This window comes from Halobaculum limi, assembly GCF_029490015.1.
GTDB classification, from domain to species: domain Archaea; phylum Halobacteriota; class Halobacteria; order Halobacteriales; family Haloferacaceae; genus Halobaculum; species Halobaculum limi.
The window spans coordinates 2,298,427-2,314,418 of record NZ_CP120468.1; the positions used below are offsets into that span (position 1 = coordinate 2,298,427).

14 protein-coding genes are annotated in these 15,992 nt (G+C 66.5%); 7 read left to right on the plus strand and 7 right to left on the minus strand.

Features of this window, described 5'->3' with window-relative positions:
• The first annotated feature begins 249 nt into the window (after positions 1 to 249).
• Positions 250 to 954, plus strand: coding sequence for a phosphoribosyltransferase (locus P0D77_RS11605; protein WP_277553238.1), 705 nt, complete (start codon positions 250 to 252; stop codon positions 952 to 954).
• A 9-nt stretch (positions 955 to 963) separates the two neighbouring features.
• Complete coding sequence (locus P0D77_RS11610) at positions 964 to 1,920, plus strand: AEC family transporter (protein ID WP_277553239.1); 957 nt, start codon at positions 964 to 966, stop codon at positions 1,918 to 1,920.
• Positions 1,921 to 1,960: 40 nt separating this feature from the next.
• Here the strand turns inward: P0D77_RS11610 and P0D77_RS11615 are convergent, their stop codons facing one another.
• The 3 genes from P0D77_RS11615 to P0D77_RS11625 all read right to left on the minus strand — a co-directional run bounded on the left by P0D77_RS11615 (position 1,961) and on the right by P0D77_RS11625 (position 5,530).
• Entirely contained in the window at positions 1,961 to 3,400 is a 1,440-nt protein-coding gene (locus tag P0D77_RS11615) for an MATE family efflux transporter (RefSeq protein ID WP_277553240.1), read from the minus strand.
• A 163-nt stretch (positions 3,401 to 3,563) separates the two neighbouring features.
• The gene (locus P0D77_RS11620) at positions 3,564 to 4,880 is read right to left on the minus strand and encodes a 5'-deoxyadenosine deaminase (protein ID WP_277553241.1); all 1,317 of its coding nucleotides are present in this window, start codon (positions 4,878 to 4,880) and stop codon (positions 3,564 to 3,566) included.
• A gap of 59 nt (positions 4,881 to 4,939) precedes the next feature.
• Positions 4,940 to 5,530 carry a methyltransferase family protein gene (locus P0D77_RS11625; RefSeq protein ID WP_277553242.1) on the minus strand — a complete coding sequence of 197 codons (591 nt, stop codon included), beginning with the start codon at positions 5,528 to 5,530 and terminating at the stop codon, positions 4,940 to 4,942.
• A 127-nt stretch (positions 5,531 to 5,657) separates the two neighbouring features.
• Between P0D77_RS11625 and P0D77_RS11630 the strand changes: the two genes are divergently transcribed.
• Positions 5,658 to 6,122, plus strand: a complete 465-nt coding sequence (locus P0D77_RS11630; RefSeq protein ID WP_277553244.1) for an SRPBCC domain-containing protein — start codon at positions 5,658 to 5,660, stop codon at positions 6,120 to 6,122.
• A gap of 73 nt (positions 6,123 to 6,195) precedes the next feature.
• A complete protein-coding gene (gene mtnP, locus P0D77_RS11635) occupies positions 6,196 to 7,074 on the plus strand; it encodes an S-methyl-5'-thioadenosine phosphorylase (RefSeq protein ID WP_277553246.1) in 879 nt (292 codons plus the stop codon).
• Between the two features lie 20 nt (positions 7,075 to 7,094).
• Here the strand turns inward: mtnP and P0D77_RS11640 are convergent, their stop codons facing one another.
• From P0D77_RS11640 to P0D77_RS11655, 4 genes are all read right to left on the minus strand, one after another.
• On the minus strand, positions 7,095 to 8,015 hold the full coding sequence (locus P0D77_RS11640; protein ID WP_277553247.1) for a bile acid:sodium symporter family protein: 921 nt from the start codon (positions 8,013 to 8,015) through the stop codon (positions 7,095 to 7,097).
• A 338-nt stretch (positions 8,016 to 8,353) separates the two neighbouring features.
• Entirely contained in the window at positions 8,354 to 9,247 is an 894-nt protein-coding gene (locus tag P0D77_RS11645) for a segregation/condensation protein A (RefSeq protein WP_432764803.1), read from the minus strand.
• Entirely contained in the window at positions 9,204 to 12,791 is a 3,588-nt protein-coding gene (gene smc, locus P0D77_RS11650; protein ID WP_277553249.1) for a chromosome segregation protein SMC, read from the minus strand. The genes P0D77_RS11645 and smc overlap by 44 nt, the downstream gene beginning before the upstream one ends.
• Positions 12,792 to 12,854: 63 nt before the next feature.
• On the minus strand, positions 12,855 to 13,178 hold the full coding sequence (locus tag P0D77_RS11655; RefSeq protein WP_277553250.1) for a DUF7518 family protein: 324 nt from the start codon (positions 13,176 to 13,178) through the stop codon (positions 12,855 to 12,857).
• Between the two features lie 259 nt (positions 13,179 to 13,437).
• On the opposite strand from P0D77_RS11655, the gene P0D77_RS11660 reads away from it, so the two are divergent.
• The 3 genes from P0D77_RS11660 (at position 13,438) to P0D77_RS11670 (ending at position 15,870) form a co-directional block, all read left to right on the plus strand.
• On the plus strand, positions 13,438 to 13,953 hold the full coding sequence (locus P0D77_RS11660) for a DUF21 domain-containing protein (RefSeq protein ID WP_277553251.1): 516 nt from the start codon (positions 13,438 to 13,440) through the stop codon (positions 13,951 to 13,953).
• A gap of 106 nt (positions 13,954 to 14,059) precedes the next feature.
• On the plus strand, positions 14,060 to 14,980 hold the full coding sequence (locus tag P0D77_RS11665) for a presenilin family intramembrane aspartyl protease PSH (protein ID WP_277553252.1): 921 nt from the start codon (positions 14,060 to 14,062) through the stop codon (positions 14,978 to 14,980).
• Entirely contained in the window at positions 14,977 to 15,870 is an 894-nt protein-coding gene (locus P0D77_RS11670) for a presenilin family intramembrane aspartyl protease (RefSeq protein WP_277553253.1), read from the plus strand. Before P0D77_RS11665 ends, P0D77_RS11670 begins: the two co-directional genes overlap by 4 nt.
• Positions 15,871 to 15,992 lie beyond the last annotated feature (122 nt).

The window sequence follows — 15,992 nt, forward strand, 5'->3', positions numbered from 1 at the left end:
CAGAACTCGTGGCGGACGCGGCACTCGACGGATCGCTCGCGCGTCGAGGTCGGCGTCACGCTCATTACGTCATTCGTGAGGCGACGGCAGTAAATGCGTTTCCCTGTTGGCCGATTTTGTGATCCGGCGGTCCCGCCCGTCGATTTCCGGGCTCGATCCCGCGTAACGTGATAGTCCGACGAAACGAGCGGCGACGACGGCGGTCGCGCCTGTAAACCCTTATACGAACACCGCCACGACAAGCCGGTAATGAGCGACCTCCCGGACGACTTCGACTGTACCGTCTCGAACTGGGAGTACATCTACGGCCTCTGCCGGGACGTCTCCGACCAGGTGAAGGCCGCGAACTTCGAACCCGACGTCGTCGTCGCCCTCGCCCGCGGCGGCTGGTTCGCCGGGCGCTGTATCTGTGACTTCCTCGGGTTGAACGACCTCACCAGCTTGAAGATGGAACACTACGTCGGCACCGCCGAGAAGACGGGCGAACCGACCGTCCGCTACCCGATGCCCGAGGGAAGCGTCTCGGGGAAAGACGTCCTCATCATCGACGACATCGCCGACACCGGCGGGTCGATCAAACGCGCCCACGAGTACGTCGCCGACCGCGACTGCGGCGAGGTACGCACCGCGACCCTCCAACTCCTGCAGACCTCCGAGTTCGAACCCGACTTCGTCGGCGAGCAACTTGAAGACTGGACGTGGATGGTGTACCCGTGGAACTTCATCGAGGACATGATCGACCTCACCTCGGGTGCGATGGAGCAGGCGGACCAGACCGCCTTCACCGTCGAGGACGTCCGCCACTACCTCGCGGAGTTCCACGGCATCGACCGCATCGAGATGGAGATCGCACAGCCGGGTCGCGTCGACGAGGTCCTCGAGGAGATGGTTCGGCGCGACGTCGTCCGCGAGACGGCCGACGGCTATCGCCTCCTCGACAACGGCGACGAGTAGGCCCCGCGCGTGGCGCTGCTGGACATCTTCGCCGGGGCCGTCCTCCCGATCATCGCCGTCGCGGCCGTCGGCTTCGTGCTGGGCCGAACCGGGGACATCGACCCCGGCCCGCTGAACACCGTCGTCGTCTACGTGCTCGCGCCCGCCCTCGTCCTCCACAGCCTCGCGACCGCCTCCTTCTCCGGTGAGACCATCGCCAAGATGGCGGTCGCAGTGACGGCGTACATCGTCGGGATGGTGGTCGTCGCCGAGGGCGTCGGGCGACTGCTCGGTGAGTCCGAGCCTCGCCTCTCGGCACTCGTCCTCGCGGCGACGTTCCCCAACTGCGGCAACTACGGCATCCCGCTCTCCGACTTCGCGTTTCCCGGCGGCGGTCGCGCGGCCGCGGTGCTGTATCTCGCGATTCAGGCCGCCCTCATCTACACCGTCGGCGTCTACGTCGCCTCCCGTGCGGGCGGTGGCGGCGGCCTGCAGGGAATCCGTCGTGTTCTGAAGATTCCGCTCGTGTGGGCGGTGCCAGTCGCACTCGGTGCGCGGGCGCTCGGACTCGTCCCCGCGGCGGACGCGACGGCGATGCAGACGCTGCAACTCGTCGGCGACTCCTCTATCCCGGTGATGCTGCTCATCCTCGGTATCCAGTTGTCCAGAACCGACTACGGCGCGGCGCTGTCGCAGGCGGCGACGCCCTCCATCCTCAAGATGGTCGTCGCGCCCGCGGTCGCCATCGCCATCGCGGTCGTCGTCGGCTTTCAGGACGCCACCGTCGCGCGGGTGTTCGTCCTCGAATCCGCGATGCCGGCCGCCGTCACGCCGGTCATCCTCGTCGGCGAGTTCGCCGACGACCTCGACATCGGCGGTGTCTCCGTCCCCGAGTACGTCAGCACGGTCATCCTCGTGACGACGCTGATGTCGATTCCGATGCTCACGGGACTGATCGCGTTGTTAGAGAGCGGTGTGCTGGTGTGAGCGCAGACGCCGGCTTGCGGGCCGTTGAACGTGCCTGCCGTCAGTCGTCCGCCGGGACGCCTGCGGGGGGATCGACCACCGACCGCATCCACGTGCCGCGAAGCAGCCACGCGAGGCCGACGATAGCACCGACCACGTCGCCGGCGACGACCGCCCACCAGATGCCCGTCGTGCCGAAGTCGTACACGAACACCGCGGCGTAGGTGACGGGGACGCGAACCAGCCACACCGCCACGAGCGACAGCGCCAGCGCCGTGGTCGTCCGGCCGGCCCCGCGGAACGCACCGCGCGATATCTCGAACACGCCGAGGAACACGAACATCACCGACGCGACCCGGAGGTACGTCGCCGCGTACTCGATGGTCGCGGCGGCGTCCGGCGACCCCGGCGGCAGGAACACCTGCACGATGGGTGCGGGAAACGCCGCCGTCAGCAGCGTCAGCGGGATCATCACCGCCGTCACGACGCCAAGTGCCGCCCGAACGGCCCGCCACGCGCGGTCGGGTTTCTCCGCGCCGAGGTTCTGCCCGACGACGGTGTTGACAGCCTGTGCCAGCCCCATCGCGGGGAGGAACACCAGCGATATGAGGCGGTTGCCGAGGCCGTACGCCGCGACGACCGCCGGCGGGAACGTCGCCACGAGCGCCGTCAGGACGACGAACGCCAGCGAGACGCCCGACTGCTCCAGCGCCGACGGGACGCCGAGGCGGACGACCTTCTTGACGATTCGCGGTTGGGGAACCAGATCGCTGATCTTGACCGCCGGTCCGGCGGGCGTGCCGAACAGGACGTACCAGCCGACGACCGTAGCGACCGCCCGCGAGATGAGCGTCGCCCACGCCGCGCCCTCGATCCCCAGCGCGGGGAACGGCCCCCACCCGAAGATGAGGAACGGGTCGAAGACGACGTTGATCGCGACGGAGATCACCATCACGCGAAGCGGAGCGCGGGTGTCGCCGTAGCCACGCATCAGCGAGACGAACACGAAGAAGCCGAACAGGAACGGCGTCGCGAGGAAGAACACCCGCATATACGCCGCCGCCAGCGGGACAATATCGGTCGCCGTCTGCGCGTCGGCGGGGATGAGTGACAGCGCCGGGCCGACGGCGACGTAGCCGAGGGCTCCGAGCACCATCGCGACGAGCATCACGAACCCGAGCACGGTCCCGGCGACCTTCCCGGCCTCGCGGTCGCTTCCGCCGCTCGCAGCGCTCGCGCCGGTGTGCTGGGCGACGAGGATCGCACCCGCGGCGGTGAAGCCGCCGCCGACGCTGATGAACAGGAAGACGATGGGGAACGCCAGCGAGAGCGCCCCGACCGCGTCCGCGGAGAGCCGACCCAACCAGAAGGTGTCGGCGACGTTGTACGCCACCTGGAGGAGTTGGATGAGCACGAGCGGCCACGCGACCCGCAACATCGGCCGGAGGAGGTCCCCCTCGACGAGATCCGAGCCGTTCGCTGCCGAAGGAGAATCGGTCATACTCCTACGAAGCGAAGGTGGGTCTTGAACGCTTCTCACCCGTGATACCACTCACCACGCTCTCGGCGGGCACTTCGCGTGCGACCTGTCGGATCGTGTACGTCAGTCGACTAGGTTCGCCGGCGTCGACTGCCACGCTGAGCGACCGCCGTGACGACGGCGCTTACTCCTCGGACGTCGCGGCCGTCGGCACGTCGAAAGCGTTCGCCTCCGCGCGAATCCGCTCGGCGTCGAGCGTCTGGTGGCCGCCGGCGGCCTCGTCGTACACCACGTCGCCGTCGACCATCGTGAACCGAACGTCGTCACCGTGAGCGGCGAACACGAGATGACTGATGGGGTCGTGGACCGGCGTCGCCCGGGTGAGGTCCGTGTCGATGCCGAGGACGTCCGCAGTCCACCCCTCTCGGATCGCCCCTACTCGCTCGAATCCGGCCGCGCGTGCGCCGTTGAGCGTCGCCATCCGAAGCGCGGTCGCGGCGTCGACGGCGGTGGGGTCGAACCCGTCGACCTTCGCGAGAAGGCTCGCCTGCTTGAGTTCGGTGAACGGATCGAGCGTGTTGTTACACGGCGGGCCGTCGTTGCCGAGGGCGACGTTGATGCCGCGGTCGAGGTAGTCCTCGACGGGCGCGATCCCTGACGCGAGTTTCATATTGGAACTCGGGCAGTGGGTGACGTGTGTGCCCGTCTGCGCGATGATGTCGCGTTCAGCCTCGTCGGTGTGGACGCAGTGTGCGAGGATCACGTCCTCGCCGGTGAGGCCGACCTCGTGGAGGTATTCGACGTTTCGCTGGCCGGTCCGCTCCTCGACGAGTTCGATCTCGTCGGTGTTCTCCGAGGCGTGGGTGTGGATACGGACGCCGTCGTAGGCGTCGGCGAGTTCGCGACACCCGCGCAGGCACTCGTCGGTACAGGTGACGGCGAAGCGTGGCGTGACGGCGTAGCGAATCCGGCCGTCGGCCGCGCCGTGGTACTTCCAGATGTGGCCCTCGGACTCCGCGAGCGCCCGCCCCGTGTCCTGCCGGAGGCCGTCGGGAGCGTTCGTGTCCATCAGCACCTTCCCGGCGCGGGCGCGGATACCCGAGTCGATGGCCGCCTCCAGCGCCTCCCCAGCGTGGTGGACCGAGAGGTGGTCGATGACGGTCGTCACGCCGGACTCGAGACACTCCAGATAGCCGAGTTCCGCCGCGAGGCGCATCCCCTCGGCGCCGAGGCCGCCCTCCATTGGGAGGACGTGGTCGTGCAACCAGTCGAGCAGCGACACGTCGTCCGCGATACCGCGCCCGAGCGACTGGACGGAGTGGACGTGCGCGCCCACGGTTCCGGGCGCGACGATGCCGAACTCGCGGCGCTCGTGGTCGGGGTAGCGGTCGACAAGCATCGACTCGTCGCCGACAGCAGTGATAGTGTCGTCCTCGACGACCACCGCACCGTCCTCGATGACGGTGTCGGGGTCGGCGACGACGGTTCCGGCGAGTAGCATTGTCCCGACGTGGCTCTCACGTGGTCGTACAAAGGCGTGTGGATCGGAGGCGGGAACTTTCAGTCGGTCCCGAGCCACCGACGGACTGTCCGGATCCCGACGAACCGGGGAACAGACCGACGATACGCCTCGTAGGCGTCTCCGTACTGCTCGCGGAGCCACGGTTCCTCGACGAACACGCTGAGCAGCATCCACGCGACGCCGAGGACGGCGAGCACACCCGCCGTAGGCGCGGCCGTCGCGAGCGCGTAGCCGACGAATAAGCCGACGAACCCGACGACCTGCGGGTTCCGGCTGTAGTGATACGTCCCGCCGGTGACCAACCCCTCCGCACGCCCTCGCGTGTTCTCCTCACCGAGGTCAGCCCGGGTGAGCGTAACGAACGCCACTGCCGCGAGAACGCCGCCGGCGACGCGCACGGCTGCGGGAACTGATACGCCCCCGAACCCGACGCCGCCGGCCACGAGAAAACAGACGAAAAACGTCCGCGAGCAGACGAGGTACGCCCGTCGAAGTCCGTCGTCGTCGCCCGGCGGCCACACTCTGAACCCCGGAACGACGAGGGTCGCCACGAGACCGACGAGCACCGTCGTCGCGGCGACGACGCCGACGCCAGCGACAAGTCCGGCCACCGTTGACACGATGTCCATAGGGAAGGGCTGGATGTCCCCCCCAATAAGTGTTGTATATCTGTCTGTTCTGTCTCTCCATCCGGCCGTCGGACTCGCGTGGTAGTTGACGTACTGGTATTTCTCCTCAGCGCGCGTACTGTGCGGTATGACCAACATCTCCGTCACGACCGACATCGCGGCCCCCGCTGCCCTGGTGTACGAGGTGCTCACCGACTTCGACGCCTACCCCGAGTGGAACGAGTACACGCGCATCGACGGCGTCGCCGCGGCGGGTGAGCGACTCGCCGTCGCTCCGGGCCCCGCCGCGGGGTCGGCGCCGACGTTCCGCCCGACGGTGAAACAGGCCGACGGCTCGCAACTCCGCTGGATCGGTCACCTGTGGGTGCGCGGCCTGTTCGACGGCGAACACCGCTTCCGCGTCGAAGCGGTCGACGACGACACCGCACGACTGACGCAGGACGAGCGATTCACCGGCCTCCTCGCTGGACTGCTGTTCCGGCGCTACGGCGACGACTGGCACGCCAACTTCGCCGCCGTCAACGAGGCGCTGAAAGCCCGTGCGGAGTCGCTGGCGGCCGAGCGCTCGGACGACGCGACCGCGACGGCCTGATCCGTCGCGCAGACCTCCTTCTCTCACTTCGATCCGTGTCCTTTAGCCCGGACCCACCGAACACGGCCAACGTATGACAATCGGCTTCATCGGCGGCAGCGGAATCTACGAGGCGCTCCCGCTCCGCGACACCCGTACCGAGGAGGTAACGACACCGTTCGGCGAACCGTCTGCTCCCTTGGAGATCGGTGAGTTCGGCGACACCGGTCGCGAGGTCGTGTTCCTGCCGCGCCACGGTCCCGACCACCAGCGCTCGCCGACGGACCTCCCGTACAAGGCGAACATCCACGCGCTGAAGCAGTCGGGCGTCGAGTACATCATCGCCAGCAACGCTGTCGGGTCGCTGAAGGAGGAACTGCCGCCACAGACGCTCGTCATTCCCGACCAGATTTACGACCGGACCAAGAACCGCGATCTCTCGTTCTTCGGTGACGGCATCGTCGTTCACCAGCCGTTTACGCGGCCGTACTCCCCGAAACTGGCCGACCACCTCGCCGACGCCGCCGAGCGTGCACTCGACAGCATCGACTCGGAGTCGGACGTCGTCGACGAGGGGACGTACGTCTGCATCGAGGGCCCGCAGTACTCCACGAAGGCGGAGTCGGAGTTCTACAAGTCGCAGGGGTGGGACCTCGTCGGGATGACCGCCATCCCTGAGGCGAAACTCGCTCGCGAGGCGGAGATGGCGTATGCGACGGTCGCCGGCGTCACCGACTACGACGTGTGGAAGCAGGACGCCGAGGTGACCCTGGAGGAAGTGTTGGAGAACGCCGCCGCCAACGAGGAGGCGATCAAAGAGACCGTCGAGGAAGCCATCCGCACGTTCCCCGAAGAACTGGACTGCGAGGCGCACGGGTCGCTGGAGGGCACCATCAACACGCCCGCGGAAGCCGTTCCCGAGGAGACGCGTGAGCGCGTCGGCATCTTCGTGGACCAGTACCTCGACGAGTAAGCGCGACGTTCCGAACGTTACTAGCTGTGAGTCTCGGCGCCGTCGGACGGTGGAGTTCGTCGCCAGTACCGAGCCACGAGTATCGAGACGACGAACATCAACACGGTGAACGCGATGATTCCACCATCTACGCCCGACGCCGGAAACGCTCCGGTGGCGACGAACAGGGCGATGTTGACGTTCCGTCCGGCAGTTCCGAGGGCAAGCACACGCCGACTCTGCGGGGTCGGCCCTCCCAAGAGCCACCCGATGCCGATGGACACGAACACGAACAACGTCAGGAGGAGGATCGCTCCCGTCCCGAAGAGGACCGCGAACACCTCGACGATTCGGGGCAAGCCGAGGAGCGCGATGATGCTGAGGGCTATAGCCAGCGCGAGATTGGCGAGAGCCGCTATCGGGCGGGCGAGACGGTCGGCAAGTGCAGGGCGCCGTGTTCGAACGGCGATGCCCGCGATCATCGGTGCGAGGAGTACGACACTCAGTGGGACCAGAAGTCGCCGCGGGGAGAAGTCGGACTCGACGCCGAGGATGAACAACAGTACGGCGACGAACAGCGGGACGGTGGCCACGGCCACGAAAGTCAGCGCCGCCGTCAGTCGAACCGCTTCGTGAGAGTCCTGCCCGGCCATCCCTACCAGCAGCGGGATGAACGGAGCGCCGGGGGCGACGGCGACCAGCACGAGCGTGATTGCGAGCGGCTGTGGAAGCTGGAACACGATTCCAAACAGCGCTGCGGCGAGTGGGACGAATAGCAAGTTCGCGAGGACCCATCGCAAGACGAGATTGTACTCACGAGTCGTCCGGAGGACGTCGCCAGGTGTCAGTTGGATCCCGAACTGTGCCATCAGGGCGATGAGTCCCACTGTCGCGGCGACCCCCTGAATCGTGAGGAGGAGACCGATGAGCGACTCGAACATCTCTGACACGCCGGCTACCATCAGACGCACCTCACGGTACTCTCCTCGCGCTGTCGGTCGGCCGTCCTCCCCGAAGCAGACAGGCACCAGTTCCCTGCCGCACCGGAAGTCGGACTACTGCAGTCGGTGGCTCGTCGAACGGATCTGGACACAGTCATCCACCATCACGACACGGAGGTGCGCACGCAGGCGTTGACTCGGGGACGAGCGAGCACCGCTCGACACCGCTGCAGACACTCGTTCGTGTCGGTTATATAACTCGTGGAGTGGAGTTAACGGTCGCCCCCGATTACAGGCCGCAGCGAACGGACCCGTCCCGTCGCATCCTCGCTCGGCTACTCGAGAAGAGCCGTGTCGGTTTAGTCCGCCGTCGCCTCGTCGCCCGCGGCGGCCATCGACACGTCGCGCACCCACAGGTCGCCGAACAGGTCGTCCTGTTCGAGCGTCACCTCGCCGCGGTGCGCGAGGAAGAGCAAGGCGAGGTACGTCATCACGGCGGTCGTGCCCACGTCCGACACCTCACGGAACAGCACTTCCGCCCGGCCGCGGTCGTACTGCGGGCGGAGGCGGCCGCGGACGTCGTCGATGACAGCCTCGATATCCTCCTCGTGGGTCGTGCCCGTCACGTCTTCCTCACCCGGTTCGCCCTCCCGGCGAAGGCTGTCGGCGTCGTGGTACTCCAGCGTCTGCGTCCCGCGTGAGAAGCCCCGGGGCGACGCGCTGGTGTCGTACTGGCGCGACTCCTTCCACCACGTCCCGCGTTCGGCCTCGCGGAGTTCCCGCACGAGTTCGTCGAGCGTCTCGGGCGACCCGCGCGTGCTCTTGCGGTCGAGGCGGCGGTCCATCTCGTCTTCGAGGGCGTCGATCGGATCGAACCCGTCGTCGATGGGGCCGTCGTCGCGCATTGCGGCGTCGTCTTGGAAGGCGGCCTCCCACGGTTCGATCTCCTCCTCTGGGTCCTCGTCGTCGGCCGCGAGCATATCGTCCGATTTCATCCGCAGGAGGACGCTCGCGTAGAACAGCGCTCGACCACCTGTCCGCAGGTCGGTCTCGTCGAGGCGGTCGAGGAACGCGTCTGTCACCTCGACCACGTCGATGTCCCACGGATCGATCTCACCCTCCTCGGCGAGGTTGACGAGCAGTTCCACGGGCTCGACCTCGTCGTCGTCGGTCTCGTCGGGGTGGGCGATGTCGATGTCGTCGGGCGTCTCAATCATCCGCCTGCACCTCCGGGACGGGTTCGCCGTCCTCACCCAACTGGATGCCCGTGACGGCGGAGATGTTGTCCGACTGCATCGTCACGCCGATGGCACGCTCCGAGCGTTCCAACAGCGCCGAGCGGTGGCTGACGACGACGAACTGCGCGTCGCCCGCGAGGTCGTGGACCATCTCGCCGACACGCTCGGCGTTGACCGCGTCGAGGAAGGCGTCCACCTCGTCGAGTGCGTAGAACGGCGCGGGGTTGTGCCGCTGGATGGCGAAGATGAACGCCAGCGCAGTCAGCGACTTCTCGCCGCCCGACATCGCGTCCAGTCGCTGGACGGGTTTGTCCGCCGGCTGAGCTTTCATCGTCAGACCACCTTCGAAGGGGTCGTCGGGGTCTTCGAGGACGAGTTCGCCCGTCCCCGCCGACAGTCGCTGGAAGATATCGGTGAACTGCTCGTCGATGGCCTCGAACGCGTCCATGAATGTCCGCTTCTTCTGTGCCTCGAACTGGTCGATGCGATCCTCGATGGCCTCTCGCTCCTCGACGAGAACGTCACGACGCTCCTGCAGATCGTGCAGGTCGGATTCCACGTCGTCGTACTCGTCGATGGCGAGCATATTAACCGGCTCTAAGGCCTCCATCTCGCCTTCCAACCGTTCGATCTCCGACTCGACCGTATCGTGGTCGGGAATCTCGTCGGGGTCGTACGCACCGACCTCCTCTTCGAGCGAGTCGATCTCCCACTCCAGCCGTTCGGCCGCCTCCCGAAGCGACTCCAGTTTCGAGACGACACGCTCGACGTCGGCCTCTTGGTCGTCTCGGGCGGACTTCGCCTCCCGAAGCGACTCCTTCACCGCCTCGCGGTCCTCCTTGAGGTCCGCGAGTTCCTCCTCTAACTCCGCGATGGCGTCGCGCTTCGCCTCCAGCGTCTCCTCTTTGTCGGCGATCTGGGCTTCGAACTCCTCGATCTGCGCTTCGGCGTCGGCCTTCTTCGCCTGCGCCTCCTCGACGGTGTCGTGGTGGTCGTCGATGGCGTCCTCGGCGTACTGCTTCTCCAGTTGGAGTTGGTTGAGGTCGCTGTCGAGGTCGTCCATCCGGGCTTCGACGTCCTCGATCTCCCCGCGAATCTCGTCGGCACGGGCGGAGAGTTCCGGGATCTTCGAGTCGGCCAGTTCCGTCTCCAACTCCTCGATGTCCGCCTCCATCGCCGCAATCTCCTCGTCGGCGTCGTCGATCTCGGCGTCGAGGTCGGTCATCTCCTCGTCGACCGACTCGCGTTCCGCGCGGAGTTCGTCAAGGCGGTCCTCCAGTTCGTCGATCCGGTCTTCCTCGTCGGCGAGTTTCTCGTTCGCTCGCTCGATGTCGGACTCGATGTCTCGGACCTTGTCAGCGGCGTCAGAGGCACGCGAACGGGCGTCCTCTAGGTCGGCGTCAACGTCGCTGATCTCGGATTTCAGTCGCTGACGCTCGTCTTCCAGGTCGTGTATCTCCTCGGCGACCCGCTCCAACTTCCCCTTGCCGGACTTCGAGAAGGAGTAGCGCGACCCGCCGCCCGACCCGCCGGTCATCGCACCGGACTTCTCGACGAGGTCGCCGTCGAGCGTCACCATCCGGTAGTTGCCCATCAGGTGGCGCGCAGTCTCCATGTCCTCGACGACGAGCGTCGACCCGAGGACGTACGAGAAGATGCCCTCGTACTGTGGATCGTAGTCGACGAGGTTGCGGGCGAAGTCGACGACGCCGGGGTCGTTCGGGAGCGACGGAAGCCGCCGGTTGTCCATCTCCGTGATCGGGAGGAACGTCGCACGGCCCGCGTTCCGCTGTTTCAGGTAGTCGATGCAGTCGGAACCCACGCTGTCGTCGTCGACGACGACGTTCGCGAGGCGGCCGCCAGCGGCCGTCTCACAAGCCTTCGCGTACTGCCCGGGCACCGACGCGAGTTCGCCGACCGGCCCGTGGACGCCCGAGAACTGCGCGTTCGTTACGGTCGTCACGGCCCGCGGCCACGACGTGTCGCCGGAGTCGCCCGCCCGCGCTTCCAGTCGTGAGTACTCTTGCTGTTTCTCGCGGATGTCCTCCTCGACGCCCTCCAACTCCTCGCGGTACTCCGCTTTCTCCGCCCGCAGATCCTCGATGACGCCGTCGATGCTCGCTTTGTTCTTCTCGGCTTTGTCGAGTTCCGAGTGGAGGTTCGACACGCGCTGGTTCAGCGACGGGATCGACTCGCGGGTCTCCTGGAGTTCGTCCTCCACGTCACCGATCTCGTTCGAGCGACGGCGGGCGTCGTCGAGGAGGCGGTCTTTCTCGCGCTGAAGTTCGTTCTTCTCCGAGCGGAGGTCCTCCAGACGTTCCTTCTTCTCCGCGAGCGTCTCTTTCAGTTCGTCGAACTCGGTGTCGACGTCGTCGATTTCGGCTTGCACCTCCGCGAGGTCGCTGCGCTTCGTCGTCAGCGTCGACTTGAGATTCGCCTTCTCGACTTTCGTCTCGCGGATCTCCGACTCGAGTTCTTCGACTTCCTCGCTTTTCTTGTCGATGGCGACGAACGCCTCGCGACGTTCGTTCTCGGCGGTGTCGAGACGCTCTTCTTGATTCTCGATCTTCCCCTCGAGGCGGGAGACCTCGCCTTTGATCTCCTCGATCTCGGATTTGATCGCGATCTGTTCGTCCTCGCCTTTGCGTTCGATCTCTGCGTTGATCTCGTCGAGGTCGGACTGGAGGTCGTCGACTGTCGCCTGTCGCTCGTCGAGTTCCGCGCGCAACTCCTCGAGTTCGGCCTCCCGCGACTCCATCGACTCGCGGGTCTCCTCGAGGTCCGCGCGTTTGTCCTCCAACTCCGCGGCCTTCAGGTAGCCCTCGTACTCCTGTTTCTCGTCGCGCAGGTCCTGGTACTGCAGCGCCGTCTCGCGTTCGTCCGCGAGTTGGTCGAGGCGGTCCTCCTTCTCCTCGATCCGGAGGTCGGCCTCGTCGATGCGCTCCTCGACCGTCTCCAGTTCACCGAAGGCGTCCTCCTTCTTGGCGTCGAACTCCGCGACGCCGGCGATTTCGTCGATGATCCCCCGGCGCTCGTGGGGCGTCATGTTGATGATGTCGGTCACGTCGCCCTGCATCACGACGTTGTAGCCCTCGGGCGTGACGCCCGCCTGCGCGAGCAGATCCTGGATGTCCGAAAGGTTGACCGAGCGACCGTTGAGGTAGTAGTACGAGTAGTAGTTCTCCTCGGTCTCCTTCACCCGACGTTTGATCGTTATCTCCTCGACGTCGCCCACGTCGTCGCTGCCTGCGGCGGTGACGACCTGCGAACGGTCGAGCGTGCCGTCGTCGTTCGCGAGGACGACCTCAACGCTGGCTTCGCGGGCACCCGGCGGCCCGTCGCCGTCTTCGTAGCCGGGGTTGTAAATGAGGTCGGTCAGTTTCTCCGCGCGGATGCCGCGCGTTCGGGCGAGGCCGAGTGCGAACAACACCCCGTCGATGATGTTCGACTTGCCGGAGCCGTTGGGCCCCGTGATGACGGTGAAGTCCTCGTAGAAGGGGATCCGCGTCGGCCGCCCGAAGCTCTTGAAGTTGTCCAGGACGAGTTCCTTGATGTGCATACGTGTGTCTGGAGCGTGGTGTGTTCGCCGTGACGCTCTGCTCCGGGAGCGCCGCCGGTCCGCTTACGCGACGATGATGTCGTCGGAGTCGTCGTCTGCCGAGTCTTCGTCGGCGCCGTCGGCCGATTCGCTGTCCGCACCGCGGGCCGCCTTCTGTGCGTCGTCCTCGTCGTCGGCCATCACCTTCTCGTCGGTCTTCGTCGCCGACTCGTTCGGGACGAACTCGGCGTTCGGATTCCGACTCGGGGACGACTCCTCCTCAACGGTCGTCGCCTGTTCTAACTGCGAGATGCGCTCTTTCGCTTCGACCAGTTCCTCGGTCAGTCCGTCGACTGCTGCCTGCAACTCAGCGACCTGCGTTTCGAGGTCCTCGACCCGATTTCCCATACTCGCTCACGCGCAGCCAGCGGTATAAACCTGCGTCAGACAGACGGATGACCCACTACAGCCCCCGTATCGGCCGAATTCGGTAGATTACGCATCTCTACGAGCCTGTTCGAACCCCGACGCCGTAAACGCTTTCGTGCTATATCGAATCTGCGGGATCGGTGACGGGGGTGGCCGACCCGGCCGGTCGGCCGCGGTCAAGACGCTCCACCGTCGGCACCACCGGCTTTCATACGCGTACCCACGCACGAATCGCATAATGAGTACATACTCGATTCTGGTTCCGTCACTCCTCGCAGTCGCGGTCCTGTTGGCGATGAGTGCGTTCTTCTCCAGCAGTGAGTCGGCAATCTTCTCGCTCCCGGACGAGTGGACGCAGACCGCCACTGAGGATGATCCGAACGGGAGTACACTCCAGCGACTCCGCGAGGACCCACATCGCCTCTTGGTCACGTTGCTCGTCGGCAACAACCTCGTCAACATCGCCATCACCAGCATCGTGACGCTCCTCGTCGCTCGGTTCGTTCCGCCGGGCTTCACCGTCGTGATAGCGACGATTACTGTGAGCGTTCTCGTCCTCGTGTTCGGAGAGATCGTCCCGAAGTCCTACGGCTTGGGACACGCGGAGTCGTGGAGCCTCCGCGTCGCCCGTCCGATCTCGTACGTCGAACGGGTGCTGAGTCCACTCGTCGCGTTGTTCGATATCGTCACTCGACGCCTGACTCGCCGTCTCGGAGGCGACCAACAGATCGAGAAGCCGTATCTCGACGACTGAGCGACTCGACTTCGGGTGGGTACAGGGCTCACACGACCCGCGCGGACGGGCCGGCGACGCCTTCGAACCACAACCACCAAACGCGGCCCACGCCAACCCGCGGTCGATGAATACGCGCGCGCTTCGCGGAGTCCTCCTCGCGGGGCTGTTGTTCCTCGTCGTGCACGTGGGCGCAATCTCGCTGGCGCCCACGTTCGAGGCCGCCGGGTATCAGGCGGTCGAGAATCCGCAGAATCCGACCAACTCCGCCGCGTACGTCGGCGCGATCCTCGTCGTCACGGCGCTGATGCTCGCGGCGTTCAAGTACGACTTCGACTGGGCGGTTCGCCTCGTCATCGTCGGGTCGTCGGCGCTGCTGTCGTGGTACGTCTTCTCGGTGTACCTCCCGCAGATTCCGGCGCTCGCCGCCTCCGCGCTCGTCGCCGTCGCCCTCCTCGTGTACCCCGAGTGGTACGTCATCGACTCGGCGGGTGCGCTGATGGGCGCGGGCGCGGCGGGCCTGTTCGGCATCTCCTTCGGCATCCTCCCGGCGCTCATCCTGTTGACCGTCCTCGCGGTGTACGACGCCATCTCCGTGTACGGCACCGAGCATATGCTCGACCTCGCGGAGGGCGTCCTCGACCTCAACATCCCGGTCGTCCTCGTCATCCCGCTCGAGTGGTCGTATTCGCTGCTGTCGGAGGACGTCGGCGACGCGACAGAGGGAACCGAACCCGAAGACCGCGACGTCTTCTTCATCGGCCTCGGTGACGCCGTGATGCCCGCGGTGATGGCCGCGTCGGCCGCACGGTGGTCGCCCGCCCCCGCGTTCGGCCTGCCGGGCGTCCCCGCGATGGGGCTGCCGTCGCTGCTGTCGGTCGTCGGGATGTTCGTCGGCCTCGGCATCCTCCTGCGGATGGTGCTGAAGGGCCGCCCACACGCCGGGCTTCCCCTGCTCAACGGCGGTGCGATAACGGGCTACCTCGTCGGGTCGCTCGTCGCCGGCGTGTCGCTTGTCGAGGCGCTCGGACTCGCGCCGTATCTGTGAGCGAGCGTCCCGCGGGGTCGAGGAACCCGCTGTCGGATCCACGAGTTCGCGGGGGTGCCGGCGTCACGGTGCTGTTTCTCGTCGTCCAACTGCTCGCGCTCGGCGTCGCCCCGCGGCTCTTGGGGGCGGGTGTCAGCTACGGCGACGGCGGCGACGCACTGGTCCCACTCGTCATCGGCCTCGTCGTCGGCACGCTCCTGTCGCTGGCCGTCGTCAGGTTCGGAACCAGCGAACGGGTCGTCAGAGGGCTGATGCTCGTGTCACTCGGGACCGCACAGTGGTTCGCGTTCGCCGCGTTCCTCGGTGCGGTCCCCGGGGTCGTCGCGGCGGCGGTCGGAACGCTCCTCGCGTGGCGCGTCCCACGCCCGGTCGTTCGCAACGCCGCCGCGGTCATCGGCGTCGCCGGCGGTGCTGGGCTGTTCGGCGCGAGCCTCGCTCCCGTGTACGCCGCGGCGGCGTTGGTCGTCGCCGCCGGGTACGACGCCTACGCCGTCTACGGCTCCGGTTTTATGACCGACATCGCCGACGCGGGCGCAAAACTTCGCGTGCCGTCGATGTTCGTCGTGCCGACGGAAGACGGCTACGACGACTCCCGCCTCCGCGTCGGCGGGTCGGGAGCGCCCGCTGCGACGGTGCTGGGCGCTGGGGATGCGCTGTTTCCGGCGATGCTATCGGCGAGTCTCGCGGTCCACACCGTCGGTCCCGCGGTGGCTGTCGGACAGGTGAGCGTGTCGTCAGCGGCGCTCGCATCGGTGCTCGGCTCGCTCGTCGGCGTCGTCGCGCTCCAGGTGTTCGTCCACCGCCGCGCCGGCGTCCACGCGGGCCTGCCGTTCGTCAACGCCGGAGCACTCCTCGGCTGGGGTGGGTGGCTCCTGGTGACCGCGATCTGATCGGAGACTTCGACGAAGAGACTGTATGCAGGCGGGGCAACGTCGCCGCATTCTGCCGACAATTTTATTTCGTCGCTTTCCCGACCCGGACCTGCGGGAGACCTGCGTGCTTGGGTCGCCAC

Bases quoted from the DNA above. Each gene is read 5' to 3' on its own strand.
- P0D77_RS11615 (WP_277553240.1), bottom strand. From the start codon at position 3,400: ATGACCGATTCTCCTTCGGCAGCGAACGGCTCGGATCTCGTCGAGGGG.
- P0D77_RS11640 (WP_277553247.1), bottom strand. From the start codon at position 8,015: ATGGTAGCCGGCGTGTCAGAGATGTTCGAGTCGCTCATCGGTCTCCTC.
- P0D77_RS11605 (WP_277553238.1), top strand. From the start codon at position 250: ATGAGCGACCTCCCGGACGACTTCGACTGTACCGTCTCGAACTGGGAG.
- P0D77_RS11665 (WP_277553252.1), top strand. From the start codon at position 14,060: ATGAATACGCGCGCGCTTCGCGGAGTCCTCCTCGCGGGGCTGTTGTTC.
- P0D77_RS11655 (WP_277553250.1), bottom strand. From the start codon at position 13,178: ATGGGAAATCGGGTCGAGGACCTCGAAACGCAGGTCGCTGAGTTGCAG.
- P0D77_RS11620 (WP_277553241.1), bottom strand. From the start codon at position 4,880: ATGCTACTCGCCGGAACCGTCGTCGCCGACCCCGACACCGTCATCGAG.
- mtnP (WP_277553246.1), top strand. From the start codon at position 6,196: ATGACAATCGGCTTCATCGGCGGCAGCGGAATCTACGAGGCGCTCCCG.
- P0D77_RS11630 (WP_277553244.1), top strand. From the start codon at position 5,658: ATGACCAACATCTCCGTCACGACCGACATCGCGGCCCCCGCTGCCCTG.
- P0D77_RS11625 (WP_277553242.1), bottom strand. From the start codon at position 5,530: ATGGACATCGTGTCAACGGTGGCCGGACTTGTCGCTGGCGTCGGCGTC.
- smc (WP_277553249.1), bottom strand. From the start codon at position 12,791: ATGCACATCAAGGAACTCGTCCTGGACAACTTCAAGAGCTTCGGGCGG.
- P0D77_RS11660 (WP_277553251.1), top strand. From the start codon at position 13,438: ATGAGTACATACTCGATTCTGGTTCCGTCACTCCTCGCAGTCGCGGTC.